Here is a 25,107-nt window from a genome sequence, read left to right on the forward strand (position 1 = left end):
ACCCCATGCACACCACCCATTCCCCTGTCGGCTCTGCGCCCGCATCCCTCCCCGGCGTGCGGGGGCTGTGGAACGGCCTGGCCCAGCGGCTGGAGCAGTGCACACCGCACGGCCTGATCGCGCTGGCCGCGCGCCTGGCGCTGGCGGGCATTTTCTGGATGTCGGGCCGCACCAAGGTGGAGGGCGTTTTCACGATCACCGACACCACTTACCTGCTGTTCCGCGAGGAATACAGGCTGCCGCTGATCCCCCCGGAATGGGCGGCGCCCATGGCCACCCTGGCCGAGCACCTGTTCCCGGTGCTGCTGGTGCTGGGACTTTTCACGCGCCTGTCGGCCCTGGCGCTGCTGGGCATGACGCTGGTGATCCAGGTCTTTGTGTACCCCGACGCCTGGCCCACACACCTGTCGTGGGCGGCGCTGATGCTTTACCTGGCCGGGCGCGGTGCGGGCCGCCTGTCGCTGGACCGCTGGCTGGGACTGCGCTGAGGCCTTTGGTTCAGAGCTCGCTGCGCACCCAGCGCTCGATGTCCGCCGCGCCCAAGGCGCCCGAAATGCGTGCCACTTCGCGCCCGCCCTGGAACAGCACCATGGTCGGAATGCTGCGGATGTTATAGGGCGCCGCCAGCTGCGGGTGGGCCTCGGTATCGAGCTTGGCCAGCCGCACCTGGGGCTCCAGCGTGCGCGCCGCCTGGGCAAAGGCCGGCGCCATCTGGCGGCACGGCCCGCACCAGGGCGCCCAGAAGTCCACCAGCACCGGAATGTGGTTGCGCTGCAGATGCTTGGCAAAGCTGGCGGCATCCAGCGCCAGCGGCGCGCCCATGAACAGGGGCTGGTGGCAGCCGCCGCAGTCAGGCTGGCTGCCGAGCTGCGCCGCCTGGACGCGGTTGGTGGTGTGGCAGTGGGGGCAGACGATGTGCAGGGATTCGGTCATGCCCCAGACATCGGGCCGCACCCCGAAAAAATCAAGTCAGAGCCACTTGACGATCAGGCTCAGCACAAAGCTGAGCAGCACGGTGCTGGCCAGCGGGATGTACCACTCGCGCCCGAACAACCGGAAATGAAAATCCCCCGGCAACTTGCCCAGCCCCAGGCGCTGCAACCAGGGCGTGAGCCCGTTGATGAGCACCAGCGCGAGGAAGACGACGATGAGCCAGCGGATCATGCGTTACAGCCTGTGGCTGCGGTCGCCGTGCGCAAAGCCCACGGCCTCCCAGGGCGCGCCCTTGGCCAGCAGCAGCACCTGGAACAGCTCGCCCATCTCGTGCTCCATCAGCAGCTTGGCCGCCAGGGCGCGCTCTTGCAGCGGCGCCTGCTCCATGGCCTGCGGCAGGCCGCAGTTGATGAGGAAATGCGCCTGCGAGGTGTAGCCGAGCAACTGCCATTCCTGCCCCACGGGCAAGGGCTGCTCCTGCGCGGCCAGCACGATGCCGGTGAAGTTGACGTGCGCCGTGATGTCCTTGGCACCCACGTCCACCAGCGGGTTGTCGTCGGCCTGGTGGGCGCGGTGGCACATCAGCGTGCCCATGTGGCGCTGCGGGTGGTAGTACTCGCGCTCGCCAAAGCCGTAGTCGATGAGCAGCAGCGCGCCGCGCCGCAGCTTCTCGCCCAGGGTGCGCACAAAGGCTTCGGCCTGGGGGTGGATTTCGGTGAGGTAGTCGTGCGTGCCGCCGATGGGGATCGGCGGCGCCAGGGGGGTGGGCCGGTCTTGCCAGACAAACGCCTCCTGTGCCAAGGCCACACCACGCTCATGCCACTGCCCACCCTGGCGCAGCAGCAGTTGCACAGGCATGGCGTCGAGCAGCTCGTTGCCCACGACCACGCCTTCCATGGCGTCGGGCAGGGCGTCCAGCCAGCGCAGCTTGTGCGCGTGCGCGGCCAGGCGCTCCTGCTGACGCGCGCGCAGACTGCCCGACAGGTCCACGATGGTGTAGCGCTGCACCGCGTCGCCCAACGCGTCCAGCAGTTGCAATGCCAGCGCGCCCGAGCCCGCGCCAAACTCCCACAGCTCGCTGGTCTGCGTGCGCTCCAGCGCCTCGCGCACCTGCACGGCCAGTGCCTGGCCGAACAGCGGGGTCAGCTCGGGTGCGGTCACAAAGTCGCTGCCCGACTGGGGCAGGTGGCCAAACTTGGGCAGGCCGCCCGCGTAGTAGCCCAGGCCCGGCGTGTACAGGGCCAGCGCCATGAAGCGGTCGAATCCGATCCAGCCGCCCGCGGCGCCGATGGCCTGGGCGATGTGGGAATGCAGCGGGCCGCCAGTGTGGCTTGCGTTCAGGGACACAGATCACCTCTCCTGCGCATCGGGAACATCGGGAACGGCCCGCAGGTAGCGGTCAAAGGCCTCGCGCTGGCCTTGTGCAGCCTCCTGGCGCAGGTAGTCCACGGTCAGCATGGATGCGAGCTTTTCTGCCGCAGCACTGGCGATGAACTGGTTGACGGAAATGGCATCGCGCGCTGCCAGTTCGCGGATTTTGGCGTGCACCGAATGGGGCAGGCGGACGGTCAATGCGGTCATGTTGGGCTCCTCAGCATGTCCAGGAATTCAGCAGGGGTCACCGGGCTGATCCCCAGTGATGTGATGCGCGCAAAATCGCGCACGTTGTGGGTCACCAGGTAGCGGCTGCCCGAGGCCACGGCGCATTCCAGCACCATATCGTCATCGGGGTCGCGCAGAAAGGGGCGCCACAGGTAGTGCACATCCTGCAGATGGGCAATGGACGCCAGATAGCGCAGGTAGGCCAGGGCGTCCTGCGGCTGCAGTCCTGGGGGCAGGTGCTCTGGCCGTGTGAGCACCGCCTGCCACTCGGTGTACAGCGCCACGCTCAGCGCAAACTCAAAGCGCGGGTGAGGCAGACTGCCGACCAAGGCAAAGCTGGCCCCCTGGCGCGACCGCGCCGCTGCCACCAACACCGAGGTGTCCAGAACGATTCGCATGGTTGCACCAGTATAACCACATTGACCGCACAAAACCCATGGGGGCGGCATAAACTACAGGCTTTTGCGCTTTGCACCGCAGCACCCGAATGCCCACCCCCACCCGCCCGCGCACCGTTCTGGTCACCGGCGCTGCCAAGCGCCTGGGCCGCGCCATTGCCCTGACGCTGGCCGAAGGCGGCTGGCAGGTGGCGGTGCACTACCGCAGCGCGGAACAGGATGCTATCGAAACAGTAGCTGCTTGCGCCCGTATTTCGGGCGTTAGTGGCCATTTTGATGCTGATTTTTCAGACGAAGCTGCCGTGCGCACCCTGTTGCCGCGCGTGGTGGCGCACTTTGGTGCGGTGGATGCGGTGGTCAACAGCGCCTCGCTGTTCGAGCACGACGACCCCGCCACCTTTGGCTACGCCCGCCTGCAGCAGCACCTGGCCAGCAACACGGCGGCGCCGATTGTGCTGGCGCAGGCCCTGCACGCGCACCTGAACGAACGCGCTGCCCAGGGCGAGGCCGATGCCCAGGGCGCGGTGGTCAATCTGCTGGACCAGAAGCTCTGGAACCAGAACCCCGATTTTTTGAGCTACACGCTCTCCAAGGCCGCCCTGGAAGCCGCGGGCACCATGCTGGCGATGGCGCTGGCGCCGCGCGTGCGCGTGGTGGGCGTGGCGCCGGGGCTCACGCTCACCAGCCACTACCTCAGCGAGGAGCAGTTTCAGCGCCTGCACGCGCTCAGCCCGCTGGGGCGCTCGTCCACCGCGCAGGACGTGGCCCAGGCCGTGCGCTTTGCGCTGGAAAACCGCGCGCTCACCGGCACCACGCTGCTGGTCGATGGCGGCCAGCACCTGATGCGCTTCGAGCGCGACTTTTCCCTCATGCAAGACACCCCCACCCCGCCATGAAACCCACCACCGGCCTGCAGACCCTGACCCTGACCGGGCTGCGCTTTGACGCCAACCTGGGCATCCTGGCGCACGAGAAGAGCTCCCCCCAACCCATCCAGGTCGATGCCGAACTGAGCCTGGGCGCACAGCCCCTGGAGCCGCACGACGACGACATCGCCCATGTGCTGGACTACCGCAAGGTGCGCCAGATCATCATCGACGAATGCACGGCCGAACATGTGAACCTGCTGGAGACGCTGATCGGCAAGCTCGCGCACCGGCTGCTGCAACTGCCTGGCGTACAGGGCGTGCGCGTCAAAATCGCCAAACTCGAAATCTTTGACGACTGCGAAGTCGCCATCCGCATGGAAGCCGGGCAGTGGTGAGAACCTGTTCACGATCTTTTCATGGGGTACGTTGCCCCGCAAAAGCAGTGGGTGCAAGGCGCAAACCGCAGCCGGGCTGGTGGCCCGGCGAGGATTTGCAACGCCGCAGACGCTGCTTTTGCGGGGCAACCCTTCGGGCAAGGCAGCAAACCGCCACGCTCGTTGTTGCCCGCCTTGCCCAGGCCGCCAGCATGGGCTGCGGCAGACGCCTAGATCGTGACGGTTTGCTGCCTTGCGTACCCCATGAAAAGATCGTAAACAGGTTCTACACAGCAACACAATGAACACCTGGACCCCCGACACCGACACCCCCGCCGCCGACGCACCGCAGGCTGGCGCCGCGCCCCACAGCTTCAAGATCGAGCGCGAGGCGCACAAGCTCGAAAAGCGCCTGTGCCGCGAGGTGGGCAAGGCCATCGTGCAGTACAACATGATCGAGGAAGGCGACAAGGTCATGGTCTGCATGTCGGGCGGCAAGGACAGCTATGCGCTGCTGGACATCCTGCTCAAGCTGCAAAAGCGTGCGCCCATCCATTTCGACCTTGTGGCCGTGAACCTGGACCAGAAGCAGCCCGGTTTCCCCGAGCATGTGCTGCCCGACTACCTGACCAGCGTGGGCGTGCCCTTCCACATCGAGAACGAGGACACCTACAGCATCGTCAAGCGCCTCATCCCCGAGGGCAAGACCACCTGCAGCCTGTGCTCGCGCCTGCGCCGCGGCATTCTGTACCGCGTGGCCGACGAACTGGGCGCCACCAAGATCGCCCTGGGCCACCACCGCGACGACATGCTGGCCACGCTGCTGCTCAACATGTTTTTTGGCGGCAAGCTCAAGAGCATGCCCCCGAAGCTGGTGAGCGACGACGGCCGCCACGTGGTGATCCGCCCCCTGGCCTTTGTGGCCGAGAAGGACACCACCCAGTGGGCCAAGGTGCGCCAGTTCCCCATCATCCCCTGCAACCTGTGCGGCAGCCAGGAGAACCTGCAGCGCAAGCAGGTGAGCGAAATGCTGCGCGAGTGGCAGAAAAAATACCCCGGCCGCGTGGAAAACATGGCCAACGCCCTGCAAAACGTGGTGCCCAGCCATTTGCTGGACGGCGCGCTGTACGATTTTGTGAACGCGCGTGCCACCGGCGTTGCCAGCGAGGACGGCGACAAGGCCTTTGACGAAGAAGAGTTCCCTGCGCCGCCCCCGCTGCCCGGCATGCAGGTGGTTCGCATAGGCTGAACAAGGCCCGCCCGCCGACCGGCCACACCCCCAAGGAGGACAGCATGCTTTCCCGCCGCTCTCTCGGTCTCGCACTGCTGGGCACCGCGCTGGTCGCAGGCTGCTCCACCACCCGCGTGGTGGACAGCCAGGTGCAAAGCTGGTCCACCCTCACCACCCCGTCTGCGCCGCCCACCTACCGGCTCGACAAGCTCCCCTCACAACAGGCGGCGGCCCAGGCCTTTGCCCCCATCGAGGCGCTGGCCCATGCCGCGCTGCAACGCGCCGGGCTGCAGCGCGACGACGCACAGCCCCGCCTGATTGCCGAAGTGGGCGTGCGCTCGGGCCAGGCCCTGCCCGACTGGCCGCACTACCCGCCCGCCTGGTGGGGCTGGGGCCCTGGCCGTGGCTGGCGGCCCGGCATGCGCGCGGGCGCCATGCTGCGCGAGATGCCCCCCACCCTGCACCGACGCGAAGTGAGCGTGGAATTGCGCGACGCGCGCACGCAGCAGGTGGTGTACGAGACCTCGGCCCTGTTCGAGGACGTGTGGACCGACGACCCCGCCGTGTTTGGCGTGCTGTTCGACGCCGCGCTCAGCGGCTTCCCGCAACCGCCCCAGGGCCCGCGCCAGGTGCGCCTGCCCCTGGCCCCCACCGGCGCCCCGCGTTGAGCGTGCCGATGCAGGCCACCCGCATCATTGCCGTGCGCCACGGCGAAACCGCCTGGAACGTGGACACGCGCATCCAGGGCCACCTGGACATCGCCCTCAACGACACCGGCCGCTGGCAAGCACGCCAGGTGGCCCGTGCCCTGGCAGACGAGCCGCTCGCCGCCGTGTACACCAGCGACCTGCAGCGCGCCCACGCCACGGCCCAGGCCATCGCCCAGGCCAGCGGCGCCCCGTTGGTGGCTGAGCCCGGCCTGCGCGAGCGCAGCTTTGGCGAACTCGAAGGCCGCACCTTTGCCGAGATCGAGGCCGAGCTGCCTGAACAGGCCCGGCGCTGGCGCCAGCGCGACCCGCACTTTGCGCCCACGGGCGGCGAAACCCTGGTGCAACTGCGCGAGCGCATAGCCGCCACCACACACCGGCTGGCGGCGCAGCACACGGAGCAGCTCATCGTGCTGGTGGCGCACGGCGGCGTGCTCGACATGCTCTACCGCCTGGCCACGGGCCTGGACCTGCAGGCACCGCGCACCTGGCTGGTGACGAACGCCTCCATCAACCGCCTGCTCTGGACGCCCCAAGGGCTGACCCTGGTGGGCTGGGCCGACACACAGCACCTTGACACGGGCTCCCGCGATGAAACCGTCACCTGACACCGCACTGCAACACCCACTGGTCGGCCAGCGCGTGGACCTGATCGACAGCCCCGCGCTGGTTGTCGATCTGGACGCGATGGAGCGCAACATCACCCGCATGGCCGACTTTGCCCGCAAGCACCAGGTGCAGTGGCGCCCCCACGCCAACGCCCACCGCAGCGCCGAGCTGGCCCTGCAAATGCAGCGCGCCGGTGCCGTGGGCGCCTGCGTGCAGAAGATTGCCGAGGCCGAGGTGCTGGCCGCAGGCGGCGTGCGCGACATCACCCTGACCAACCAGGTGGTCGCCTACCCCAAGCTGCTGCGTGTGGCACGCCTGGCCGCGCGCCTGCAGGCCCAGGGCGGGCGCCTGGCGCTGGCCGTGGACAGCCCCGAGGGCATCACCCGCCTGGCCGAGGCCATGGCCCAGGCCGCACCGCAGACGCGCATCGACGTGCTGGTGGAAATCGACGTGGGCCACTGGCGCTGCGGCGTACCGCCCGGCGAGCCCGCGCTGGCACTGGCCCAGGCCGTGGCGCGGCTCACACAGTTGCGCTTTGCCGGGCTGCAGGCCTTCCAGGGCCGGGCGCAGCACATGCGCAGCGCGGCCCAGCGCCGCAGCGTGGCCACGGCCTGCGTGCAGTCGGTGCGCGCCACCTGCGAGCGCATCCAGGCCGCCGGCCTGGGCGTGCCATTGGTGACCGGCGGCGGCACCGGCACGCTGGTGCACGAGGCCGCCAGCGGCGTCTATGGCGAACTGCAGGCGGGCACCTTCCTGTTCATGGATGCCGACTACGCACGCAACGAACGCGAGCCCGCCCAACCGGCTTTCGAGCATGCGCTGTACGTCAAGACACAGGTGATCTCGCGCCAGGGCGAGCGCGCCGTGTGCGACGCAGGCCACACCAGCCATGCCATCGACGCGGGCGTACCCTGGGTGGCCCACCTGCCCGAAGGCCAGGGCCTGGCCTACCACAGCGCGGGCGACGAGCACGGCATCCTCACCGCCGAAACCGACGAAACCCCGCTGCCCACCATTGGCAGCATGCTGTGGCTGGTGCCCAGCCACTGCGACCCTACGGTGAACCTGCACGACACGCTGATCGGCGTGCGCGGTGGGCTGGTGCGCGGCGTGGTGGAACGCATCATCGCGGTCGATGCGCGCGGCGCGCTGAGCTGACCCCCGTTGCCCATGACCATGTCCCATCCCTCGCTCCACCCCCAACACCGCACCCTGCTGACGCTGATGGTGCTGTGCGCAGCACTGGCCACCATCACCAGCGAGGCCGGTCTGCTGCACTGGCATTGGCTGTTCAAGCCGCTGACCATGGTGATTGCTATTGTTTTAGTAGCTACCAGCGCTTATCCCATAATTGCTAGGGGCCAATTTGATTCAAAATCCTGGTGGCTGCTCGGCGCGGCGCTGGTGGGCTCGCTGGCGGGCGACGCCTTCCTCATGGTCGAGGGCTTCTTCATCCCAGGACTAGTGAGCTTTCTGCTGGCACACATCGCCTACATCGTGCTGTTCCGCCAGGGCGTGGCCTGGCTGCCCCGGCCTGGCGCCTTGGCCGCCACGCTGAGCGTGGGCGGCGCCATGTATGCCTATCTGTGGCAAGGCGGGCTGCCCGCCGAACTGCGCATTCCGGTGGCGGTGTATGTCACCGCGATCGCGCTCATGGCGGCGCAGGCCCTGGGCCGCGCCAGCGTGCTGGGCGACCGCGCGGCGCGCCAGGTGGCGCTGGGCGCGTGCTTTTTCATGCTCAGCGATTCGCTGCTGGCCACCAACCGCTTTGTGCAGCCGCTGCCGCTGGCGCAGGCGGGCGTGCTGGCCACCTACTACGCGGCGCAGGCCTTCATCGTGCACGGCATGGTGGCTGGCCTACGCAGACCACAGCATGCTTCCGTTTGACGTTACTACCGCAGAACGTTAATATTCATGGCAATCCAGTCCTTCAAGTGCAGTGAAACCGAAGCCCTGTTTGGCCTTGTTCGCGTGCGCCGCTGGGTGAACGTCGAAGCCCCTGCCCTCCGGAAATTGCGCATGCTTCATGCTGCGCACGCGCTGCAGGATCTGCGCATTCCCCCAGGGAACCGCTTGGAGCCACTTTTCGGTGACCGCGAAGGCCAACACAGTATTCGTATCAACGATCAGTGGCGCGTGTGCTTCGTGTGGACCCCGGAAGGCCCGAAGGACGTTGAGATCGTCGATTACCACTGAAGTGAATCCAATGGGATGAAGCACAGGAGTGTGGACCATGAGCAAGCAACTGACCCTGCCGACCCCCGGCGAAATCCTCGCCACCGAATTCCTGGAGCCCTTGGGGCTGACGCAGTACCGTCTTGCCAAGGAAATCCATGTGCCACAGACTCGCATTGCAGCCATCATCAAGGAGGGGCGCTCCATCTCTGCCGACACCGCTCTGCGTCTGGCGCGATTCTTCGGCACGTCTGTGGAGTTCTGGCTGAATCTTCAGAGTCAATACGACGCCGACATCGCGCGCGCCGCTCTCGGGCAAGAGCTCGAATCCATAGCGCCGTTTGCGATGGCTTGATCGATCCCTCATTTCGCACCCCTATTCAGCGTCGGGCTGGCGCGCTGGGTGCGCGGCCTGGAAGGGCGCGAGGCCCTCGCAGTGTTCCGCGATGCGCCGCACCGTGGGGTACGGCGCCAGGTCCAGGCCGAAGCGGCGCGCGTTGAACACCTGGGGCACCAGGCAGCAGTCGGCCAGGGTGGGCGTGTCGCCATGGCAGCACAGGCCGGTCTGCGCGTCGCGCGCCAGCTGCGCCTCGATGGCTTCCAGGCCCAGCGCCATCCAGTGGTGTATCCAGGCGGTGCGCTGCGCGTCGGTGGCCTGCAAGGTGCCGGTGAGGTAGTTGAGCACGCGCAGGTTGTTCAGCGGGTGGATGTCGCAGGCCACGCTCAGGGCCAGCGCGCGCACGCGGGCGCGGCCCACGGCGCCCTGCGGCAGCAGCGCGGGCGCGGGGTGCGTCTCTTCCAGGTATTCGAGGAGGGCGAGCGACTGCGTGAGCGTGGCGCCCCCGTCCTGCAGCGCGGGCACGAGCGCGGCCGGGTTCACGGCGCGGTAGGCGGCCTGGAGCTGCTCGCCGCCGCCGCGCAGCAGGTGCACGGGCACGCTGTCATACGCCAGCCCCTTGAGCGCGAGCGCGATGCGCACGCGGTAGGCGGCCGAGCTGCGGAAGTAGGTGTAGAGCCGCAGCATGGTCACTCGGGCGCTGGCACGCGGCGCACGGTCTGGTCGATGGCGCCGAAGATGCTCTGGCCGGCGGCGTCGAACATCTCGATGCGCACGCGGTCGCCAAAGCGCAGGAAAGGTGTGACGGGCGCGCCGCCCTCGATGGTCTCGACCATGCGCAGCTCGGCCAGGCAGGCGTAGCCCACGCCGCCACGGGCGATGCTGGAGCCATGCAGGCTGCCGTGCTTGTTCGACACCGTGCCCGAGCCGACGATGGAGCCCGCCGCCATGGCGCGCGTCTTCGTCACATGCGCCACGAGCTGGGCGAAGCTGAAGGCCATGTCCTGGCCCGCGTCGGGGCAGCCGAAGGGCTGGCCGTTGAGCTGCACGTTCAGGGGGCGGTGCAGCTTGCAGTCCTGCCAGGCGTCACCCAGCTCGTCCGGCGTGACGGCCACGGGCGCGAAGCTGCTGGCGGGCTTGGACTGGAAGAAGCCGAAGCCCTTGGCCAGCTCGGCCGGGATGAGATTGCGCAGGCTCACGTCGTTCACCAGCATGACGAGGCGGATCGCCTGCGCGCACCGCGCCACGCCCGCGCCCAGCGGCAGGTCGCCCGTGACCACGGCCACCTCGGCCTCGAAGTCGATGCCCCAGTCCTCGGTGAGCGCGTCGATGGGAGCCTGCGGCGGCACGAAGCTGTCCGAGCCGCCCTGGTACATCAGCGGGTCGGTCCAGAACGATGCGGGCATCTCGCTGCCGCGCGCCTTGCGCACCAGCTCCACATGGTTGAGGTAGGCCGAGCCGTCGGCCCACTGGTAGGCGCGCGGCAGCGGCGCATGGCATTGCGCCGGATCGAAAGGCTGGGCGCCGGGCGCCTGGCCCCCATTGAGCGCATCGGACACCTGCTGGAGCTGGGGCGCGCAGCGCTCCCAGTCGTCCAGCGCGGCCTGCAGCGTGCGCGCGATGGCGGGGACGGGCTGGCAGCGGGTGAGGTCGCGGCTGACGACGACGAGCGTGCCGTCGCGGCCGCCTTGCTGGAGGGTGGAGAGTTTCATGGGTGGGCTCCGCAATCAGGTGGGGCGATGGCTACCGTCGTGCATCCACGCAGCGTGTTTGGGGGCTTTCTTGGTGCGCGCCCATTCGTTGAGCATGTCCCACTTCACCTCGTCGAGCTTTTGCAGCATCTCGGGCGTGCCGGTGTTCACGGCCAGCTCCAGGCGGTGGCCGCTGGGGTCGAAGAAGTAGATGGACTGGAACAGCGTGTGGTCGGTCGGGCCGATGACCTCGATGCCGTCGGCCTGCAGGCGCGCCTTGGCGGCGAGCAGTTCCTCCATGGTGTCCACCTGCAACGCCAGGTGCTGCGTCCAGACGGGGGTGTTGCGGTCGCGGTCCATGGGCGGCTGGCCCGGCAGCTCGAAGAAGGCCAGGATGTTGCCGTGGCCCGCGTCCAGGAAGATGTGCATGTACGGGTCGGGCTCGCCGGTGGAGGGCACGCTGTCCTCGGCGATGGCGAGCACGAAGCCCATGTTCAGGTACTTGCCGTACCACTCCACCGTCTGCTTGGCGTCCTTGCAGCGGTAGGCCACGTGGTGAATTTTCTGGATCTGCATGGCGGTGTCTCCTGTGCCGTTCATGGCACCTTGGACGCCATTACACGGCCTTTCGATCTATCATTCAAACGGTATTTATTAATTCATTTATCAGTTTTTCATATGAATGTGACCCTGCGGCAGTTGCGCGCCCTGGTGGCGCTGGTGCGCACCGGCAGCTTCACCCAGGCCGCCGCCTCGCTGCATGTGACGCAATCGGCGCTGAGCGGGCAGATCAAGGAACTGGAGCAGGCGCTGGGCGTGCGCCTGGTCGAGCGCAGCACGCGGCGCATCGGGCTGACGGAAGCGGGGCGCGGCTTCTATCCGCTGGTGGACAAGATCCTGCAGGACCTCGAAGGCGTGCTGCACGGCATCGACGATCTGAAGGCGCTCAAAAAAGGCGTGGTGCGCGTCGCGGCCCCGCAGCTCATGGCCTGCACGCTGCTGCCCGAGGTGATCGCCGCATTCAGCCACGCCCATCCAGAAGTGCAGGTGCGGCTGGCCGACTGCGAGGTGGACAGCGTGCTGGCGCGCGTGGCCAGCGGCGAGGTGGATTTTGGCGTGGGGCCCGAGCGCCCGACGGGCGCGGACATCGCCGCACAAGCGCTGTTCGAGCTGCCCTTCATGGTGGTCTTCCCGCCGGGCCATGCGCTGGAACCGTTGCCGCGCATTGGCTGGAACGATGTGGTGCAGCACCCGTTCATTGCCCTGCAGGGGCAATTCACAGAGCTGCTCACGCACGACCTGCACGGCGCGCTGCGCGACCTGACACTGCGCCCCAGCCACGAGGTGGCCTTCATGTCCACGGCGCTGAGCCTCGTGCACGCCGGCCAGGGCATCACGACCTGCCTGCCCTACGCAGACTCGCTGGTGAAGCTCTACCAGTTGCGGATGCGCCCGCTGACCGGCCCCGAGCTTCGCCGCAAGTTCCAGGTTTATCAACGCGCCAGCGCCTCGCTGGCACCGGCGGCGGCTGAGTTCGCGCGGTTCCTCCATGCGCAGGTGGCGTCCCGAGGCTGGAGCGCTTCTGGTGAATGATTCCTGCCGCTCTGCATTCCGTCAGGGCGCATGAACGCACGGCCCAGCCCAGCGACCACCGCGCAAGGGCCGCCCCGCCGCGCTGGTGGTGTCCCCCCTCCCGAAGGAGAGGGGGAAGGAGCGAAGCGACACAGGGGGTGTTTACCTCAGCGCCGGCCCGCCGATGCGCTCCTGCAGCGACACGGTGCCGCCAATCATGATGAGCGCTGGCGGGTGCACCCCGTGTTTCACGCTGAGCGCGGGCAGGGTTTCGAGCGTGCCGACGATGGTGCGCTGGTCCGGCCGGGTGGCGCGCTCGACCAGGGCCGCAGGCGTGTGGCCCGGCAGGCCATGCTCGACCAGCTTGGTGCAGATCACCGGCAGGGTGCCTACGCCCATGTAAATCACCACCGTCTGGCGCGGCCGGGCCAGTGCGGCCCAGTCCAGCGCGACGCTGCGCTCCTCGCCCTCGCCCTGCAGGTGGCCGGTGGCGAACACCAGCATGCCGGTGTGGTCGCGGTGCGTGAGCGGAATGCCGGTGCTGGCCGAGGCGCCCTGCGCGGCGCTGATGCCGGGCACGGTCTCGCAGGCAATGCCTTCGGCAATCAGGGCCTCGGCCTCCTCGCCGCCACGGCCAAAGATGTAGGGATCGCCACCCTTGAGGCGCACCAGCGACTTGCCGGCCTTGGCCAGGCGCACCATGAGTTCGATGATGCCTTCCTGGGGCAAGGTGTGGTTGCTGCTTTGCTTGCCGACGTAGATGCGCTCGGCGTCCTGGGGAATCTGGCGCAGCACATCGTCCGACACCAGGTTGTCGTAGAGCACCACGCGCGCGCTGGCCAGCACGCGGGCAGCCTTGAGGGTCAGCAGTTCCGCGTCACCGGGTCCTGCACCGACCAGCGTCACGCGCCCCCATTCAGAAGGTGAAAGGACGGCGGTCACAGGGGCGTCTGGCTGAACGGCGGCGTGCGCGGGAGGGCGGGCGGTATCCATCAATGCTCCGGTAAAAGCGGGGTGCGGTGGCAGGTGTTCCCATTGTCAAAAGCCCTCGCCATAACGCCCTTGACTCACATCAAGGACATGCAGAACCATTGCGGTGAACATCGGCACATGTCGGCGGCCTTCTGCCACCGATAAATGCCCACCATGGTAAACCTCCCGATCCTTTCACGGCGCCCCCGATCCTTGGCACGCACCCTGCAGTCCTGCGGCGTGTCGCTGCTTCTGTGCCTTGTCGCCCATCAAGTCCATGCGCAGGCCCCGGACGCTGCGCGCCAGCGCGAGCTGATCCGCATGGTGCGCCAGGACTGCGGCTCCTGCCACGGCCTGCAACTGACGGGCGGCCTGGGCCCCGCGTTGACCCGCGAAGCACTGGCCGACAAGCCCCTGGAATCCATGGCCTCGACGATCTACGGCGGCCGCCCCGGCACGCCCATGGCGCCCTGGAAGGCCATGCTCAGCGAGGCCGACGCCCTGTGGATCGCCCAGCAACTCATGGCCGGATTCCCCGAGCCGCAGAAGGATGCCCGATGAAACGCCGTGACTGCCTCGCCCTGCTGGGCGCCTCTTCCCTGCTGCTGGCGGGCTGCGCCAGCACCGGCCCCGCGCCCTCCCTGGTCGGCACGGGCGACCTGGGCGTCGTCGTGGCGCGCTCCACCGGCACGCTGGCCATCGTCAACACCAGCCAGCGCAAGTTGCTGGCCGAGGTCAAGGGCCTGGGCGACCTCTCGCACGCCTCGGTGGTGTTCTCGCGCGACGCGCGCCATGCCTTCGTTTTCGGGCGCGACGGCGCGCTGACCAAGGTGGACCTGCTGACCCAGCGCATTGCCGGCCGCGTGATGCAGGCGGGCAACTCCATCGGTGGCGCCATCAGCGCCGACGGCAGCCTGGTGGTGGCGCAGAACTACACGCCGGGCGGCATCAAGGCCTTCGACACTGCCACGCTGGAACTGGTGGCCGACGTGCCCGCCGAGTTCGAACCCGGCCGCCTCTCGCGCGTGGTCGGCCTGGTGGATCTGCCGGGCCGCCGCTTCGCCTACAGCCTGTTCGACGCGGACGCCATCTGGATCACCGACCTGTCCAACCCCGCGCGCCCCGTCACCACCAAGCTGCCGAACATCGGCCGCCAGCCGTACGACGCGCTGGTCACGCCCAACGGACGCCACTACATCGCCGGCCTGTTCGGCGAGGACGGCCTGGCCATGGTGGACCTGTGGGAGGAAAAACCCCAGGTACGCCGCATCCTCGCGGGCTACGGCCGGGGCCAGGAGCCGCTGCCGGTCTACAAAATGCCGCACCTGCGCGGCTGGGCCGTGGCCGGGCGCCGCGCCTACCTGCCCGCCATCGGCCGCCACGAGGTGCTGGTGGTGGACACCGACACCTGGCAGGAGGTCGGCCGCATCCCGGTGGCGGGCCAGCCCGTGTTCGTGATGGCCCGGCCCGATGGCCGCCAGGTGTGGGTCAATTTCTCGGTGCCCGACTACCACCGCGTGCAGGTCATCGACACCACCACACAGAAGATCGTGCGCACGCTGGAGCCCGGCAAGGCCGTGCTGCACATGGAATTCACGCCGCGCGGCGAATCGGTCTGGATCAGCTCGCGCGACGACCACCGCGTCAGCGTGATCGACACGCAAACCTTCGCCACCCAGGCGACGATGACAATCGATTCGCCCAGCGGCATTTTCTTCACTTCCCGCGCTGCGCGGGTGGGGTTCTGAGCTATGGAACACCCCCCTGAGCGGCTGCGCCGCTTCCCCCCGCTCTCGCATTGCTGCGCAATGCGGGCAGGGGGACGCCGCCAGCGCGGCGGGGCGGCCCTTGCGCGGCGGCCGCTGGCCTGGGCCGCGCGAATTTCATCGCATGCGGGCATATCGCAATGCAGCGGAGGAACGGCATGCTTCTGAATACCGACCTGCGCCTGGCGCTGCTCAACCCCTGGCAACGCGATTTTCCGCTGGTGCGCGAGCCCTTCGCGCACATCGCTGCCAGCCTGGGCATGCCGGCCGACGAGGTCCTGGCAGGTTACGCCCGGCTGCAGAGCGACGGCGCGTTGAGCCGCATCGGCGGAGTGTTCGCGGGCAATGCCGGCGGCGCCGCGCTGCTGGCCGCCATGGCCGTGCCGCCCGAGCGCCTGGACGCCGTGGCCGCTGTGGTGTCCAGCCACCTGGGTGTGAACCACAACTACCAGCGCGAGCACCACTACAACCTCTGGTTCGTGATGACCGGGCAGGACGATGCCGCCGTGCGCGCCGCCATGCGCGCGCTCGAAGAGGCTACGGGCCTCCCCGCGCTGCAACTGCGCATGCAGCGCGCCTACCACATCGACCTGGGCTTTGATCTGCGCGGCAGCACCGCCCCCGCGCCCATGGCGGCCGCGCGCGAGGCCACACCGGTGCTCGATGCCGACCGGCCGCTCGCCGCCCTGCTCGAAGACGGCGTGCCGCTGGTGCCGCGCCCCTACGACGCCTGGGCGCAGGCGCTGGGCCGCACGCCCGAATCCGTGCTGCACACGCTGCAACAGTGGCTGGACCAGGGCACGGTGCGGCGCATCGGCGCCATCGTGCGCCACCACGAACTGGGCTTCGACGCCAACGCCATGACGGTATTCAACATCCCCGATGCCGAAGTCGACACCTGCGGCGAGGCGCTGGCGCGCGTGACCGGCGTAACCCTGGCCTACCGGCGCGAGCGCGCCGAAGGTTGGCCCTACAACCTGTACTGCATGGTCCATGGCCGCGACCGGGCCGCCGTACGCGATGTGATCGCACGCGCCATCGCCGAAGCCGGCCTCGCGCAGTATTCGCACGAGGTACTGTTTTCGTGCCGCCGCTTCAAGCAGACCGGCCCCCGGCGCTTCCGCGCCCTGCCCGAAGCCGCTGCCCCCAGCGCCGCCACACCGGAGGTGCTCGATGCTGTCGCCGGATGACGCCCGCCTGCTGGAGCGCCTGCACGGCGATCTGCCGCTGACCGAGCGGCCCTTCGCCGACGTGGCCTTGGAGTTCGGCTGGACCGAGGACGACGTGATCGGTCGGCTGTCGGCCCTGCTGGAGAGCGGCATGCTCACGCGCTTCGGCCCGCTGTTCCAGATCGAGCGCGCGGGCGGCCTGTTCGTGCTCGCCGCCATGGCCGTGCCCGAGGAACGCTACGAGGCGGTCACGGCCCAGGTCAACGCCCACCCCGAGATCGCGCACAACTACCGACGCGACCATGCGCTCAACATGTGGTTTGTGCTGGGCACCGAGACGCCGGCGCAGTGCGCGGCCGCGATAGCACGCATCGAGGCCGAAACGGGCCTCCACGTGCTGGCCTTCCCGAAGGAGCGCGAGTTCTTCGTCGAACTCAAGCTCCCCCTCACGAGCGGAGAAGCCCATGGCGCTTGACGATTTCGACCGTGCCCTGATCGCCGCCACCCAGGGCGGCCTGCCGCTGGTGCCCCGCCCCTACGACGCCGTGGGCGAACGTCTGGGCGTCTCGGGCCTGCAGGTGCGCGAGCGCCTGGCGCAGATGCTGGAGAGCGGGCTCATCCGCCGCATCGGCGCCGTGCCCAACCACTACCGCCTGGGCTTCACAGCCAACGGCATGAGCGTCTGGGACGTGGACGACGCGCTGGTGGACCAGCTCGGCGAACGCATCGGCCAGTTGCCCGGCGTGAGCCACTGCTACCGCCGCCCGCGCCGACTGCCGAGCTGGCCCTACAACCTGTTCGCCATGCTGCATGGCCGCACGCGCGCCGAGGTCGAGCAGCAGGCCGTGCAGTTGCGCGAACTGCTGGGCAGCGCCTGCCGGGGCCACGACATTCTTTACTCCACCGCCATCCTCAAGAAGACCGGCCTGCGTCTTCGGCAAAGCCAAGAAAGCTAACCATGTTCCGCATCAGCCAATACATGCGCGAGCTCGCGCAAGCCCAGGCCACGGGCACCTACCCCGTTCCCGCCCGCCGGGGCAGCGGCCAGCCGCCCGGCCCGGTGGTGATCTGGAACCTGATCCGCCGCTGCAACCTCACCTGCAAGCACTGCTACGCGCTGTCGGCCGACCACGACTACGAGGGCGAGCTGTCCACGCAGGAAGTATTTGGCGTGATGGACGACCTCAAGGCCTACAGGGTGCCGGTGCTGATCCTCTCGGGCGGCGAGCCGCTGATGCGGCCCGACATCTTCGAGATCGCCGAGCGCGCCCGGGACATGAAGTTCTACACGGGCCTGTCGACCAACGGCACCCTGATCGACGAGCCCATGGCCGACCGCATCGCCGCCATGGGCTTCGACTACGTGGGCATCAGCCTGGATGGCCTGCGCGAGACGCACGATTTCTTCCGCCGCCTGGACGGCGCGTTCGACCGGAGCCTGGCCGCCGTGCGCTACCTGCACCAGCGCGGCGTGAAGGTGGGCCTGCGCTTCACCATGACGGCCATGAACGCGCACGACTTCCCGGCGCTGCTGGACCTGATGCGCCAGGAGGCCGTGGACAAGTTCTACTTCTCGCACCTCAACTACGCCGGGCGCGGCAACATCCACCGCGGCAAGGATGCGCAGTTCCAGGCCACGCGCGATGCGCTCGACCTGCTGTTCGAACGTGCCTGGCAGTCGGCGCTGGAAGGGCGCGAGGAAGACTACGTCACCGGCAACAACGACGCCGACGGCCCCTACCTGCTGCAATGGGTGCGCGAACGCATGCCGCAGTGGGAGGCACCGCTGCGCGAGCGCCTCATCGCCTGGGGCGGCAATTCGAGTGGCGTGAACGTGGCCAACATCGACAACCTGGGCAGCGTGCACCCCGACACCATGTGGTGGCACCACGACCTGGGCAACGTGCGCCAGCGCCCGTTTTCAAGCATCTGGTCGGACACCTCCGAGCCACTGATGGCGGGCCTCAAGGCCAAGCCACGCCCGGTGGGTGGACGCTGCGCGTCTTGCCACTATTTCGAGATCTGCGGCGGCAACACGCGCGTGCGCGCCCAGCAGCTCACGGGCGACGCCTGGGCGGAAGACCCGGGCTGCTACCTGCGCGACGACGAGATCGGCCTGGTCTCGGGCAGCGATGCGCAGCGCGTGGCCGTGACGCCGTTCAGCAACCGCCGCCGCACCATCGAGATCCATCCGGAGTCTGAGGATGCGTGAGCGCCTGCGACGCTGGCTGGCCAGCGCCGGCCAGCTGGCCCTGAGTGCGGGCCTGCTCTGGATGGGCCTGGACCTGGCCCATGCCCAGTCCGCCCCTGCCCCCACGACGACCGCCACGGTGGACGCCGCAGCGCTGTTCCAGCAGCACTGCGCTTCCTGCCACGGCACGCAGCGCACCGGCGGCATGGGCCCGGCGCTGCTGCCCGAGAGCCTGGAACGCCTGCGCCGCCCCGAGGCGCTGAAGGTCATCGGCGAGGGCCGACCGGCCACGCAGATGCCGGGCTTTGCCGCCACGCTGTCGAGCACCGAGATCGCCGCGCTGGCCGGCTGGATCTACCAGCCCGTGGTGCCCGCGCCCGGCTGGAGCGACGCCGACATCCGCGCCTCGCGCACCGCGCCCGTACCGGAGAAGCCGCTGGCCGACAAACCGGTGTGGAAAGCCGACCCGATGAATGTGTTCCTGGTCGTCGAGGGCGGCGACCACCATGTGTCGGTGCTCGACGGCGACCGCTTCGAGGTCATCCACCGCTTTGCCAGCCGCTACGCGCTGCACGGCGGCCCCAAGTTCTCGCCCGATGGGCGCTACGTGTTCTTCGGCTCGCGCGACGGCTGGATCACCAAGTACGACCTGTGGAACCTGGCCGTGGTCGCCGAGGTGCGCGCCGGCCTGAACATGCGCAAAGTGGCCGTGAGCGGCGACGGCCGCTGGGTCATGGCCGCCAACTACCTGCCGCGCACCGTGGTGCTGTTCGATGCCGACCTTCAGCTGGTCAAGCGCTATGACGCCACCACGCTGGACGGCAAGACCGCCTCGCGCGCCTCGGCGGTGTACGACGCCACGCCGCGCAAGAGCTTCGTGGTCGCGCTCAAGGATATTCCGGAGGTCTGGGAAATCTCCTATGACCCCAAGGCCGCACCGATTTACGACGGGCTGGTGCACGACTACAAGATGGGGGAGGCCATCGCCAAGCCGGGTTACCAGAACGTGCGTCGCACACCGCTGGACGAGCCCCTGGACGACTTCTTCTTCGACCAGAGCTACCGCCATGTGCTCGGCGCCACGCGCCCCAAGGCGGGCAGCAGCGAAGATGCGTCAGCCCAGGTGGTGAACCTGGACGTGCGCCGCAAGATCGCCGACCTGCCCATCGCCGGCATGCCGCACCTGGGCTCGGGCATCACCTTCGCCTGGAACGGCACCACGGTGCTGGCCAGCCCGAACCTCAAGGACGGCGCCATCGACGTGATCGACATGAAGACCTGGCGCACGGTCAAGACCATTCCCACGCCCGGGCCGGGCTTCTTCATGCGCAGCCACGAAAACTCGCGCTACGCCTGGACCGACTCGATGATGAGCCCCAAGGCCAAGGACACGCTCACGCTGATCAACAAGGCCACGCTGGAGCCCGTGGCCAGCCTGCGCGAGCCCGGCAGGACGCTGGCGCACATCGAGTTCACCAAGGACGGCCGTTACGCCCTGGCCAGCGTGTGGGAGATGGACGGCGCCATCATCGTGTATGACGCCCAGACGCTCAATGAAGTCAAACGCCTGCCCATGAGCAAGCCCGTGGGCAAGTACAACGTGTGGAACAAGATCACGCGTTCGGAAGGCACTTCGCACTGAAGAACACCCCCTGTGGCGCTGCGCGCTTTCCCCCCGCTCTCGCATGGCTGTGCCATGCGGGCAGGGGGACGCGCCCAGCGCCTGTACGTGGGAATACTGGCGGCCCTTGCGCCGGAGCCCTGGTATGGGCCGTGCCTGTGTCGCCGCCCAAGGACAATGCGACCTGTTTTGGAGCAATTGACATGGAATCCACCCCCATCACCCGTATTCACCCGCAGGCCCAATGGTCCGACGCCGTGGTGCACAACGCCACGGCCTATCTGGTAGAGGTGCCCGAGAGTGGCACCGACATCACGAGCCAGACGCAGGCCCTGTTCGCGCAGGCCGAGCGCACCATGGCGCTGTGCGGCACCGACAAGCGCCATATCCTGATGGCGACGATCTACCTCAAACACATGGCCGACCGCGCTGCCTTCAACGCGCTGTGGCAGGCCTGGCTGCCCGAGGGCTGCGCCCCGGCGCGTGCCTGCGTGAGCGCCGAGCTGGCAAGCCCGGACTATCTGCTGGAGATCGTGTTCACCGTGGCGGTGCCACAGGGCTGAGCTGCGCGACGGGCTCGTCGCGCGCAATGCGGCCATCGACCAGCTCCACCAGCCGGTCGCAGCGCGCCGCCAGGCGCGGGTCGTGGGTGACGACGATGAAGGCCGTGCCGCGCTCGGCGTGGATGCGGCGCAGCAGCGCGAACACGTCATCGGAGGACGCCGTGTCCAGGTTGCCCGTGGGCTCGTCGGCCAGCACCAGCGGCGGGTCCATGACCAGCGCGCGCGCAATCGCCACGCGCTGCTGCATGCCGCCCGACAGCTCCGAGGGCCGCTTGTGCAGGGCGGCCGCCAGGCCCACGGCGTCGAGCAGTTCGCGCGCCCTGGCGTCGGCCTGGGCACTGGCCCGGCCCGCGTGCATCAGCGCGGGCAGCGTGACGTTTTCCAGCGCCGTGAAGGCGGGCAGCAGGTGGTGGAACTGGAACACAAAACCCAGCGTGCCGCGCCGGCGCAGCGTGAGCTCGGCATCCGGCAGGCCACGCACCGAATCGCCGAGCAGCCGGTAGTCGCCCTCGGTCATGCGTTCGAGCAGGCCCAGGATGTTGAGCAGCGTGCTCTTGCCCGAACCCGAGGGCCCCATCAGTGCGAGAAACTCGCCGCGCTGCACGCGCAGGTCGATCCCGTGCAACACCTCGGCCTCGTTGGACTGGCCCAGGTTGTAGCGTTTGCGCAGGCCCTGCAGTTCGATCAGCATCGTCACATCCTGATCGCTTGCGCCGGATCCATGGCCGCAGCCCTGCGCGCCGGCGCCACGGCGGCGAGCACCCCGCAGAGCGTGGCGATCAGCGCCACGCGCAGCGCGGTGGGCACCGGCACGGTGATGGCGAACAGCGGCAGCCCATCCGAGCCGCGCACAAACGTGGTGAAGGCCCAGACCAGCGCCACCGCCAGGGCGATGCCCAGCAGCGAGCCCAGCGCCCCCACCACCGCGCCCTGCAGCAGGAAGATGCGCTGCATCTGGCCGCGCGTGGCGCCCATGGCGCGCAGGATGCCGATCTCGCGCCCCTTTTGCACGACAGAAACCACCAGCACGCTGGCAATGCCCAGCACCACCACCACGAGCACCACCGCGCGGATGATGGTGGTGCTGACGCTCTGGGCGTTGAGCGCCGAGACGAGCTGGGCGTTGCTCTCCTGCCAGCTTTCCACGCGCAGCGGGTGCTGGCGGCGCAGGCTCTCGGCCAGGGCCTGCGCGGCCCAGACGTCGGTCACCGTCAAATCCAGGTGCGTGGCGCCGCCGGGCAGTCCCTGCAGGTTTTGCGCGGCGCGCAGGGGCACGATCACGGTGCGGCGGTTGAGGTCCTTCACGCCCAGGTCCACCAGCGCGGTCACGCGCGCAGAGTCGCTCACCAGGCCGGTGCGCAGGGTGAGGCGGTCGCCCACGCGCAGGCCCAGGTCGGCGGCCAGCTCGCGGCCGATGATGGCCTCGCCCGGCTGCAGGCTGGCGCGCCCCGCCACCACCTTGGAGCGCAGGTTGACGATGCGGTCATAGCGCTCCAGCTCCACGCCCAGCAGCGCAATGGCCAGCGCCGCCTCGCCGCGCAATGCCAGGCCCGAACCCGAGACCATGGGCGAGACCGCCGCCACCCCCGGCGTGGCCTGCAGCACCGGCAGCAGCGCTTGCCAGTTGGCCACGGAGCGCAGGCGCTGGGCGCGTGGCTGGGTGTCGCTGAGCATGGCCGTGCCGGCCTCCAGGCGGGCGGCCGGAGCCACCAGGTCTTCGGGCGCGCGCAGGCTGATGTGCGCCTGCGCGCCCAGGGTCTTGGCCAGCGTGTTGGCCTGCAGCCCTTCGATGAGCGCGGAGATGTAGGCCACCACGGCAACCCCGGCCGCCACGCCCACAATGATGAGCAGCGTCTGCATGCGCCCCTCGCGCAGGAAGCGCCAGGCCACCTGCCACTCGAAGCCCGGCCAGTAGCGCCGCATCAGCGCCCCATGCCTGGCGTCAGGGCCGCACCGACCGCGCCGCCGCCCTCGCCTGTGCGCATCCCGGCAGCCGGCTCCCAGGGCACGGACCGCGGGCGCACGCGCTGGCCCGGCTGCACGGCGGCGGCGCGCAGCACCCAGTCCTCGGCCGAGAGCCCTTCCTGCACTTCGAAGGCGTCGAGCGTGCGCAGGCCCACGCGCACACGGCGCAGCTCGGCCCGGCCGTCGCGGGCCACCAGCAGTTGCGCGGTATCACCCTCGATGGGCGCGCGCAGCACCGACAGCGGCAGCGCCAGGGCGCGCTCGCTGCGGCCGGTTTCCACCTCCACGGAGAGCGTCATGTCTTCGCGCAAAAAATCGGGTGGCGCCTGTTCCAGTGCCAATTTGACCTCGATGGCACCGCGCTGCGCGTCCACCCCCGGGGCCAGGGACTGCACCCGCGCCGCAAACGGCTGGCCGGCAAAGGCGTCGGCCAGCACGGCGGCACGCTGGCCCGGCTGCAACTGCTGCAGAAAGCGCTCGTCCACCTGGGCCACGAGCTGCGTGGGGCCGTCCAGCGCCAGCGTCAGCAGGGCCTTGCCCGGCTGCACGATCTGGCCCGGCTCCACGCTGCGCAGGATCACGCGCCCATCGCCGCCCGCGCGCAGCGCGGTCTGCGCCAGCCGGGCCTGGGCGGCCTGCGTGGCGGCGCGTGCGGCGTCCCACTGGGCCTGGGCCTGCGCGGCATCGGCCCCGGCATCGCCTTGGGCCTGCCACTGGGCCTGGGCGGCGGCCTGCTGGGCCAGCGCCACATCGAGCGCGCGGCGCGCTTCGTCGCGCTGGGCCGGGCTGTAGAAGCCCTGGGCCACCAACGGCTCCACGCGCTCGAACTGGGCCCGCGCGGCGCGCACGCTGGCGTCGGCCTGGGCCAGCGCCGCCTGCGCCGCCTGGCGGCCCGTGCCGCGCAGGCCCGCCAGGCGAGCACGCGCCTGCTGCTCGGCCGCTTGGGCCTGCGCCAAGGCGGCCTGGGCCTCGTCGGATTCGAGCTGCACCAGCACCTGGCCGGCGCGCACGTGCGCGCCCTCATCCACCGCCACGTGCGCCACGCGTGCCGTCACGGTGCTGCCCAACTCCACCCGCGTGAGGCTTTCCACGCGCGCGGAGAACTGCAGGCTGCGCACCAGCAGCCCCTGGCGCGGCTGCACGGCATCGACCGGCGCGGGCCGGGCAGCCAGCCAGGCCGCGACCACCAGCAGCAGCACCAGCGCGCCCGCCACGAGGGCGCGACGCCCGTGCAGCGCTGTCATGCGCCGGCCCCGAACAGATCGGCCCCACCCCGCCCCGCAGGCGGCTGCAGCCCCAGGTGACGCCACGCAGCCTGGGTGGCGATGCGCCCGCGCGGCGTGCGCTGCAGGTAGCCCTGCTGGATGAGGTAGGGCTCGATCACATCCTCGATGGTGCCGGCCTCTTCGCCTATGCTCGCGGCGATGTTGTCCAGCCCCACGGGGCCGCCGTCGAAACGGTGGATCACGGCCTCCAGGAGCTTGCGATCCATCACGTCGAAGCCCTGCGGGTCCACGTCGAGCATGGCCAGCGCGCGGTGGGCCATGTCCTGCGTGATGCGGCCGTCGCCCTTGACCTCGGCATAGTCGCGCACCCGGCGCAGCAGCCGGTTGGCAATGCGCGGCGTGCCGCGCGAGCGGCGCGCGATCTCGAAGCCGCCCGCGTCGTCGATGGGCGCGCCCAGCAGCCCCGCGCTGCGCATCACGATGCGCGCCAGCTCCTCGGGCGTGTAGAACTCCAGCCGCGCCACGATGCCGAAGCGGTCACGCAGCGGGTTGGTGAGCATGCCCGCGCGCGTGGTGGCACCCACCAGCGTGAAGGGCTGCAGGTCGAGCTTGATGCTGCGCGCCGCCGGCCCCTCGCCGATCATGATGTCGATCTGGTAGTCCTCCAGCGCGGGGTACAAGATCTCCTCGACCACAGGCGAGAGGCGGTGGATCTCGTCGATGAACAGCACATCGTTGCGCTCCAGGTTGGTCAGCAGGGCTGCCAGATCTTTGGGCTTTTCCAGCACCGGGCCACTGGTCTGGCGCAGGTTCACGCCCAGTTCGGCGGCAATGATGTGGGAGAGCGTGGTCTTGCCCAGCCCCGGCGGACCGAACAGCAGGACATGGTCCAGCGCCTCCTCGCGCTTCTTCGCAGCGCCGATGAAGATTTCGAGTTGCTCGCGCGCCTTGGCCTGGCCCACATATTCCTGCAGCAGCTTGGGCCGCAGGGCGCGCTCCAGGGCTTCTTCCTGAGGCGAAGAAGGCGCTGCAGACACGACCCGCTTGGGGGGGGCGGGAGTGAAATCGTCGGTGTGGATGGTCACGTTGCGAAGCAGCTGTACGCCGCGAAAATGAGGGCCAATGCGCGTATGCTG

The 25,107-nt window shown here is 69.1% G+C and carries 31 protein-coding genes and 1 pseudogene; 19 read left to right on the forward strand and 13 right to left on the reverse strand.

All coding sequences use genetic code 11. The features are described from left to right. Positions 1-5 precede the first annotated feature (5 nt). A complete protein-coding gene (locus GWK50_RS16860) occupies positions 6-488 on the forward strand; it encodes a DoxX family protein (RefSeq protein ID WP_162017504.1) in 483 nt (160 codons plus the stop codon). Between the two features lie 10 nt (positions 489-498). Here the strand turns inward: GWK50_RS16860 and trxC are convergent, their stop codons facing one another. The 5 genes from trxC to GWK50_RS16885 form a co-directional block, all read right to left on the reverse strand. After that, positions 499-933 carry a thioredoxin TrxC gene (gene trxC / locus GWK50_RS16865; protein WP_162017505.1) on the reverse strand — a complete coding sequence of 145 codons (435 nt, stop codon included), beginning with the start codon at positions 931-933 and terminating at the stop codon, positions 499-501. A 36-nt stretch (positions 934-969) separates the two neighbouring features. Continuing rightward, positions 970-1,164, reverse strand: coding sequence for a DUF2905 domain-containing protein (locus tag GWK50_RS16870; protein WP_162017506.1), 195 nt, complete (start codon positions 1,162-1,164; stop codon positions 970-972). A 3-nt stretch (positions 1,165-1,167) separates the two neighbouring features. Then, positions 1,168-2,184: an SAM-dependent methyltransferase gene (locus GWK50_RS16875; RefSeq protein ID WP_162018162.1), complete on the reverse strand. Its 1,017-nt coding sequence runs from the start codon at positions 2,182-2,184 to the stop codon at positions 1,168-1,170. Between the two features lie 99 nt (positions 2,185-2,283). After that, positions 2,284-2,514, reverse strand: a complete 231-nt coding sequence (locus GWK50_RS16880) for a toxin-antitoxin system HicB family antitoxin (RefSeq protein ID WP_162017507.1) — start codon at positions 2,512-2,514, stop codon at positions 2,284-2,286. Next, entirely contained in the window at positions 2,511-2,933 is a 423-nt protein-coding gene (locus GWK50_RS16885) for a putative toxin-antitoxin system toxin component, PIN family (protein ID WP_162017508.1), read from the reverse strand. Before GWK50_RS16885 ends, GWK50_RS16880 begins: the two co-directional genes overlap by 4 nt. 89 nt (positions 2,934-3,022) lie before the next feature. On the opposite strand from GWK50_RS16885, the gene GWK50_RS16890 reads away from it, so the two are divergent. The 9 genes and pseudogenes from GWK50_RS16890 (at position 3,023) to GWK50_RS16930 (ending at position 9,253) form a co-directional block, all read left to right on the forward strand. Next, entirely contained in the window at positions 3,023-3,829 is an 807-nt protein-coding gene (locus tag GWK50_RS16890) for an SDR family oxidoreductase (protein WP_162017509.1), read from the forward strand. Continuing rightward, positions 3,826-4,197 (forward strand): dihydroneopterin aldolase, encoded by a 372-nt coding sequence (locus GWK50_RS16895; protein WP_162017510.1) that lies wholly within the window; start codon positions 3,826-3,828, stop codon positions 4,195-4,197. The genes GWK50_RS16890 and GWK50_RS16895 overlap by 4 nt, the downstream gene beginning before the upstream one ends. 280 nt (positions 4,198-4,477) lie before the next feature. Continuing rightward, positions 4,478-5,425 carry a tRNA 2-thiocytidine(32) synthetase TtcA gene (gene ttcA, locus GWK50_RS16900; protein ID WP_162017511.1) on the forward strand — a complete coding sequence of 316 codons (948 nt, stop codon included), beginning with the start codon at positions 4,478-4,480 and terminating at the stop codon, positions 5,423-5,425. A 44-nt stretch (positions 5,426-5,469) separates the two neighbouring features. Beyond that, positions 5,470-6,075, forward strand: a complete 606-nt coding sequence (locus GWK50_RS16905; RefSeq protein WP_162017512.1) for a DUF4136 domain-containing protein — start codon at positions 5,470-5,472, stop codon at positions 6,073-6,075. A gap of 8 nt (positions 6,076-6,083) precedes the next feature. Beyond that, positions 6,084-6,722, forward strand: a complete 639-nt coding sequence (locus tag GWK50_RS16910; RefSeq protein ID WP_162017513.1) for a histidine phosphatase family protein — start codon at positions 6,084-6,086, stop codon at positions 6,720-6,722. Beyond that, positions 6,706-7,881 carry a DSD1 family PLP-dependent enzyme gene (locus GWK50_RS16915; RefSeq protein ID WP_162017514.1) on the forward strand — a complete coding sequence of 392 codons (1,176 nt, stop codon included), beginning with the start codon at positions 6,706-6,708 and terminating at the stop codon, positions 7,879-7,881. Before GWK50_RS16910 ends, GWK50_RS16915 begins: the two co-directional genes overlap by 17 nt. 81 nt (positions 7,882-7,962) lie before the next feature. Continuing rightward, positions 7,963-8,610 (forward strand): annotated as a pseudogene (locus GWK50_RS16920) (lysoplasmalogenase); the annotation flags it as partial. Positions 8,611-8,637: 27 nt separating this feature from the next. Beyond that, positions 8,638-8,919 (forward strand): type II toxin-antitoxin system RelE/ParE family toxin, encoded by a 282-nt coding sequence (locus tag GWK50_RS16925; protein ID WP_162017516.1) that lies wholly within the window; start codon positions 8,638-8,640, stop codon positions 8,917-8,919. 37 nt (positions 8,920-8,956) lie between these two features. Further along, the gene (locus tag GWK50_RS16930; RefSeq protein WP_162017517.1) at positions 8,957-9,253 is read left to right on the forward strand and encodes a HigA family addiction module antitoxin; all 297 of its coding nucleotides are present in this window, start codon (positions 8,957-8,959) and stop codon (positions 9,251-9,253) included. 21 nt (positions 9,254-9,274) lie between these two features. Here the strand turns inward: GWK50_RS16930 and maiA are convergent, their stop codons facing one another. Genes maiA through GWK50_RS16945 form a run of 3 tightly spaced genes read right to left on the reverse strand, consistent with a single transcriptional unit; the run spans position 9,275 to position 11,502 of the window. Then, entirely contained in the window at positions 9,275-9,919 is a 645-nt protein-coding gene (gene maiA, locus GWK50_RS16935) for a maleylacetoacetate isomerase (RefSeq protein WP_162018163.1), read from the reverse strand. A gap of 5 nt (positions 9,920-9,924) precedes the next feature. Continuing rightward, entirely contained in the window at positions 9,925-10,947 is a 1,023-nt protein-coding gene (locus tag GWK50_RS16940; RefSeq protein ID WP_162017518.1) for a fumarylacetoacetate hydrolase family protein, read from the reverse strand. A 15-nt stretch (positions 10,948-10,962) separates the two neighbouring features. Continuing rightward, positions 10,963-11,502, reverse strand: coding sequence for a VOC family protein (locus GWK50_RS16945; RefSeq protein WP_162017519.1), 540 nt, complete (start codon positions 11,500-11,502; stop codon positions 10,963-10,965). 102 nt (positions 11,503-11,604) lie between these two features. Here GWK50_RS16945 and GWK50_RS16950 point away from each other — a divergent pair, with 102 nt between their 5' ends. Beyond that, positions 11,605-12,519: a LysR family transcriptional regulator gene (locus GWK50_RS16950; RefSeq protein WP_162017520.1), complete on the forward strand. Its 915-nt coding sequence runs from the start codon at positions 11,605-11,607 to the stop codon at positions 12,517-12,519. A gap of 141 nt (positions 12,520-12,660) precedes the next feature. On the opposite strand, the gene cobA is transcribed toward GWK50_RS16950, so the two are convergent. Then, positions 12,661-13,491: a uroporphyrinogen-III C-methyltransferase gene (gene cobA / locus GWK50_RS16955; RefSeq protein ID WP_162017521.1), complete on the reverse strand. Its 831-nt coding sequence runs from the start codon at positions 13,489-13,491 to the stop codon at positions 12,661-12,663. Between the two features lie 192 nt (positions 13,492-13,683). Here cobA and GWK50_RS16960 point away from each other — a divergent pair, with 192 nt between their 5' ends. The 8 genes from GWK50_RS16960 to GWK50_RS16995 all read left to right on the forward strand — a co-directional run bounded on the left by GWK50_RS16960 (position 13,684) and on the right by GWK50_RS16995 (position 20,780). Continuing rightward, positions 13,684-14,031 carry a cytochrome c gene (locus tag GWK50_RS16960; RefSeq protein WP_242455420.1) on the forward strand — a complete coding sequence of 116 codons (348 nt, stop codon included), beginning with the start codon at positions 13,684-13,686 and terminating at the stop codon, positions 14,029-14,031. Next, the gene (locus GWK50_RS16965; protein WP_162017523.1) at positions 14,028-15,218 is read left to right on the forward strand and encodes a cytochrome D1 domain-containing protein; all 1,191 of its coding nucleotides are present in this window, start codon (positions 14,028-14,030) and stop codon (positions 15,216-15,218) included. Before GWK50_RS16960 ends, GWK50_RS16965 begins: the two co-directional genes overlap by 4 nt. Positions 15,219-15,394: 176 nt before the next feature. Further along, entirely contained in the window at positions 15,395-16,426 is a 1,032-nt protein-coding gene (locus GWK50_RS16970; protein WP_162017524.1) for an Lrp/AsnC family transcriptional regulator, read from the forward strand. Further along, complete coding sequence (locus GWK50_RS16975) at positions 16,410-16,880, forward strand: Lrp/AsnC family transcriptional regulator (protein WP_162017525.1); 471 nt, start codon at positions 16,410-16,412, stop codon at positions 16,878-16,880. The genes GWK50_RS16970 and GWK50_RS16975 overlap by 17 nt, the downstream gene beginning before the upstream one ends. Then, entirely contained in the window at positions 16,870-17,361 is a 492-nt protein-coding gene (locus tag GWK50_RS16980; RefSeq protein WP_162017526.1) for an AsnC family transcriptional regulator, read from the forward strand. Before GWK50_RS16975 ends, GWK50_RS16980 begins: the two co-directional genes overlap by 11 nt. Before the next feature lie 2 nt (positions 17,362-17,363). Further along, positions 17,364-18,617 carry a heme d1 biosynthesis radical SAM protein NirJ gene (gene nirJ, locus GWK50_RS16985; protein WP_162017527.1) on the forward strand — a complete coding sequence of 418 codons (1,254 nt, stop codon included), beginning with the start codon at positions 17,364-17,366 and terminating at the stop codon, positions 18,615-18,617. 61 nt (positions 18,618-18,678) lie between these two features. Continuing rightward, positions 18,679-20,238 (forward strand): nitrite reductase, encoded by a 1,560-nt coding sequence (locus tag GWK50_RS16990; RefSeq protein ID WP_162018164.1) that lies wholly within the window; start codon positions 18,679-18,681, stop codon positions 20,236-20,238. Positions 20,239-20,420: 182 nt separating this feature from the next. Further along, a complete protein-coding gene (locus GWK50_RS16995; RefSeq protein ID WP_162017528.1) occupies positions 20,421-20,780 on the forward strand; it encodes a RidA family protein in 360 nt (119 codons plus the stop codon). On the opposite strand, the gene GWK50_RS17000 is transcribed toward GWK50_RS16995, so the two are convergent. Genes GWK50_RS17000 through ruvB form a run of 4 tightly spaced genes read right to left on the reverse strand, consistent with a single transcriptional unit; the run spans position 20,755 to position 25,056 of the window. After that, positions 20,755-21,471 (reverse strand): ABC transporter ATP-binding protein, encoded by a 717-nt coding sequence (locus tag GWK50_RS17000; RefSeq protein ID WP_162017529.1) that lies wholly within the window; start codon positions 21,469-21,471, stop codon positions 20,755-20,757. The genes GWK50_RS16995 and GWK50_RS17000 overlap by 26 nt on opposite strands. A 2-nt stretch (positions 21,472-21,473) precedes the next feature. Further along, a complete protein-coding gene (locus tag GWK50_RS17005; RefSeq protein WP_162017530.1) occupies positions 21,474-22,703 on the reverse strand; it encodes an FtsX-like permease family protein in 1,230 nt (409 codons plus the stop codon). Next, positions 22,703-23,989 (reverse strand): efflux RND transporter periplasmic adaptor subunit, encoded by a 1,287-nt coding sequence (locus tag GWK50_RS17010; RefSeq protein ID WP_162017531.1) that lies wholly within the window; start codon positions 23,987-23,989, stop codon positions 22,703-22,705. The genes GWK50_RS17005 and GWK50_RS17010 overlap by 1 nt, the downstream gene beginning before the upstream one ends. After that, on the reverse strand, positions 23,986-25,056 hold the full coding sequence (gene ruvB, locus GWK50_RS17015) for a Holliday junction branch migration DNA helicase RuvB (RefSeq protein WP_162017532.1): 1,071 nt from the start codon (positions 25,054-25,056) through the stop codon (positions 23,986-23,988). Before ruvB ends, GWK50_RS17010 begins: the two co-directional genes overlap by 4 nt. Positions 25,057-25,107 lie beyond the last annotated feature (51 nt).

Origin of the sequence: Acidovorax sp. 210-6 (assembly GCF_010020825.1) — a bacterium.
GTDB classification, from domain to species: Bacteria; Pseudomonadota; Gammaproteobacteria; order Burkholderiales; family Burkholderiaceae_C; genus Simplicispira; species Simplicispira sedimenti.

Excerpts from the sequence above, each read along its gene's own strand:
- GWK50_RS16860 (WP_162017504.1), top strand. The coding sequence starts at position 6 with ATGCACACCACCCATTCCCCTGTCGGCTCTGCGCCCGCATCCCTCCCC.
- trxC (WP_162017505.1), bottom strand. The coding sequence starts at position 933 with ATGACCGAATCCCTGCACATCGTCTGCCCCCACTGCCACACCACCAAC.
- GWK50_RS16870 (WP_162017506.1), bottom strand. The coding sequence starts at position 1,164 with ATGATCCGCTGGCTCATCGTCGTCTTCCTCGCGCTGGTGCTCATCAAC.
- GWK50_RS16875 (WP_162018162.1), bottom strand. The coding sequence starts at position 2,184 with ATGGCGCTGGCCCTGTACACGCCGGGCCTGGGCTACTACGCGGGCGGC.
- GWK50_RS16880 (WP_162017507.1), bottom strand. The coding sequence starts at position 2,514 with ATGACCGCATTGACCGTCCGCCTGCCCCATTCGGTGCACGCCAAAATC.
- GWK50_RS16885 (WP_162017508.1), bottom strand. The coding sequence starts at position 2,933 with ATGCGAATCGTTCTGGACACCTCGGTGTTGGTGGCAGCGGCGCGGTCG.
- GWK50_RS16890 (WP_162017509.1), top strand. The coding sequence starts at position 3,023 with ATGCCCACCCCCACCCGCCCGCGCACCGTTCTGGTCACCGGCGCTGCC.
- GWK50_RS16895 (WP_162017510.1), top strand. The coding sequence starts at position 3,826 with ATGAAACCCACCACCGGCCTGCAGACCCTGACCCTGACCGGGCTGCGC.
- ttcA (WP_162017511.1), top strand. The coding sequence starts at position 4,478 with ATGAACACCTGGACCCCCGACACCGACACCCCCGCCGCCGACGCACCG.
- GWK50_RS16905 (WP_162017512.1), top strand. The coding sequence starts at position 5,470 with ATGCTTTCCCGCCGCTCTCTCGGTCTCGCACTGCTGGGCACCGCGCTG.
- GWK50_RS16910 (WP_162017513.1), top strand. The coding sequence starts at position 6,084 with ATGCAGGCCACCCGCATCATTGCCGTGCGCCACGGCGAAACCGCCTGG.
- GWK50_RS16915 (WP_162017514.1), top strand. The coding sequence starts at position 6,706 with ATGAAACCGTCACCTGACACCGCACTGCAACACCCACTGGTCGGCCAG.
- GWK50_RS16925 (WP_162017516.1), top strand. The coding sequence starts at position 8,638 with ATGGCAATCCAGTCCTTCAAGTGCAGTGAAACCGAAGCCCTGTTTGGC.
- GWK50_RS16930 (WP_162017517.1), top strand. The coding sequence starts at position 8,957 with ATGAGCAAGCAACTGACCCTGCCGACCCCCGGCGAAATCCTCGCCACC.
- GWK50_RS16940 (WP_162017518.1), bottom strand. The coding sequence starts at position 10,947 with ATGAAACTCTCCACCCTCCAGCAAGGCGGCCGCGACGGCACGCTCGTC.
- GWK50_RS16945 (WP_162017519.1), bottom strand. The coding sequence starts at position 11,502 with ATGCAGATCCAGAAAATTCACCACGTGGCCTACCGCTGCAAGGACGCC.
- GWK50_RS16950 (WP_162017520.1), top strand. The coding sequence starts at position 11,605 with ATGAATGTGACCCTGCGGCAGTTGCGCGCCCTGGTGGCGCTGGTGCGC.
- cobA (WP_162017521.1), bottom strand. The coding sequence starts at position 13,491 with ATGGATACCGCCCGCCCTCCCGCGCACGCCGCCGTTCAGCCAGACGCC.
- GWK50_RS16965 (WP_162017523.1), top strand. The coding sequence starts at position 14,028 with ATGAAACGCCGTGACTGCCTCGCCCTGCTGGGCGCCTCTTCCCTGCTG.
- GWK50_RS16970 (WP_162017524.1), top strand. The coding sequence starts at position 15,395 with ATGCTTCTGAATACCGACCTGCGCCTGGCGCTGCTCAACCCCTGGCAA.
- GWK50_RS16975 (WP_162017525.1), top strand. The coding sequence starts at position 16,410 with ATGCTGTCGCCGGATGACGCCCGCCTGCTGGAGCGCCTGCACGGCGAT.
- GWK50_RS16980 (WP_162017526.1), top strand. The coding sequence starts at position 16,870 with ATGGCGCTTGACGATTTCGACCGTGCCCTGATCGCCGCCACCCAGGGC.
- nirJ (WP_162017527.1), top strand. The coding sequence starts at position 17,364 with ATGTTCCGCATCAGCCAATACATGCGCGAGCTCGCGCAAGCCCAGGCC.
- GWK50_RS16990 (WP_162018164.1), top strand. The coding sequence starts at position 18,679 with ATGGGCCTGGACCTGGCCCATGCCCAGTCCGCCCCTGCCCCCACGACG.
- GWK50_RS16995 (WP_162017528.1), top strand. The coding sequence starts at position 20,421 with ATGGAATCCACCCCCATCACCCGTATTCACCCGCAGGCCCAATGGTCC.
- GWK50_RS17000 (WP_162017529.1), bottom strand. The coding sequence starts at position 21,471 with ATGCTGATCGAACTGCAGGGCCTGCGCAAACGCTACAACCTGGGCCAG.
- GWK50_RS17005 (WP_162017530.1), bottom strand. The coding sequence starts at position 22,703 with ATGCGGCGCTACTGGCCGGGCTTCGAGTGGCAGGTGGCCTGGCGCTTC.
- GWK50_RS17010 (WP_162017531.1), bottom strand. The coding sequence starts at position 23,989 with ATGACAGCGCTGCACGGGCGTCGCGCCCTCGTGGCGGGCGCGCTGGTG.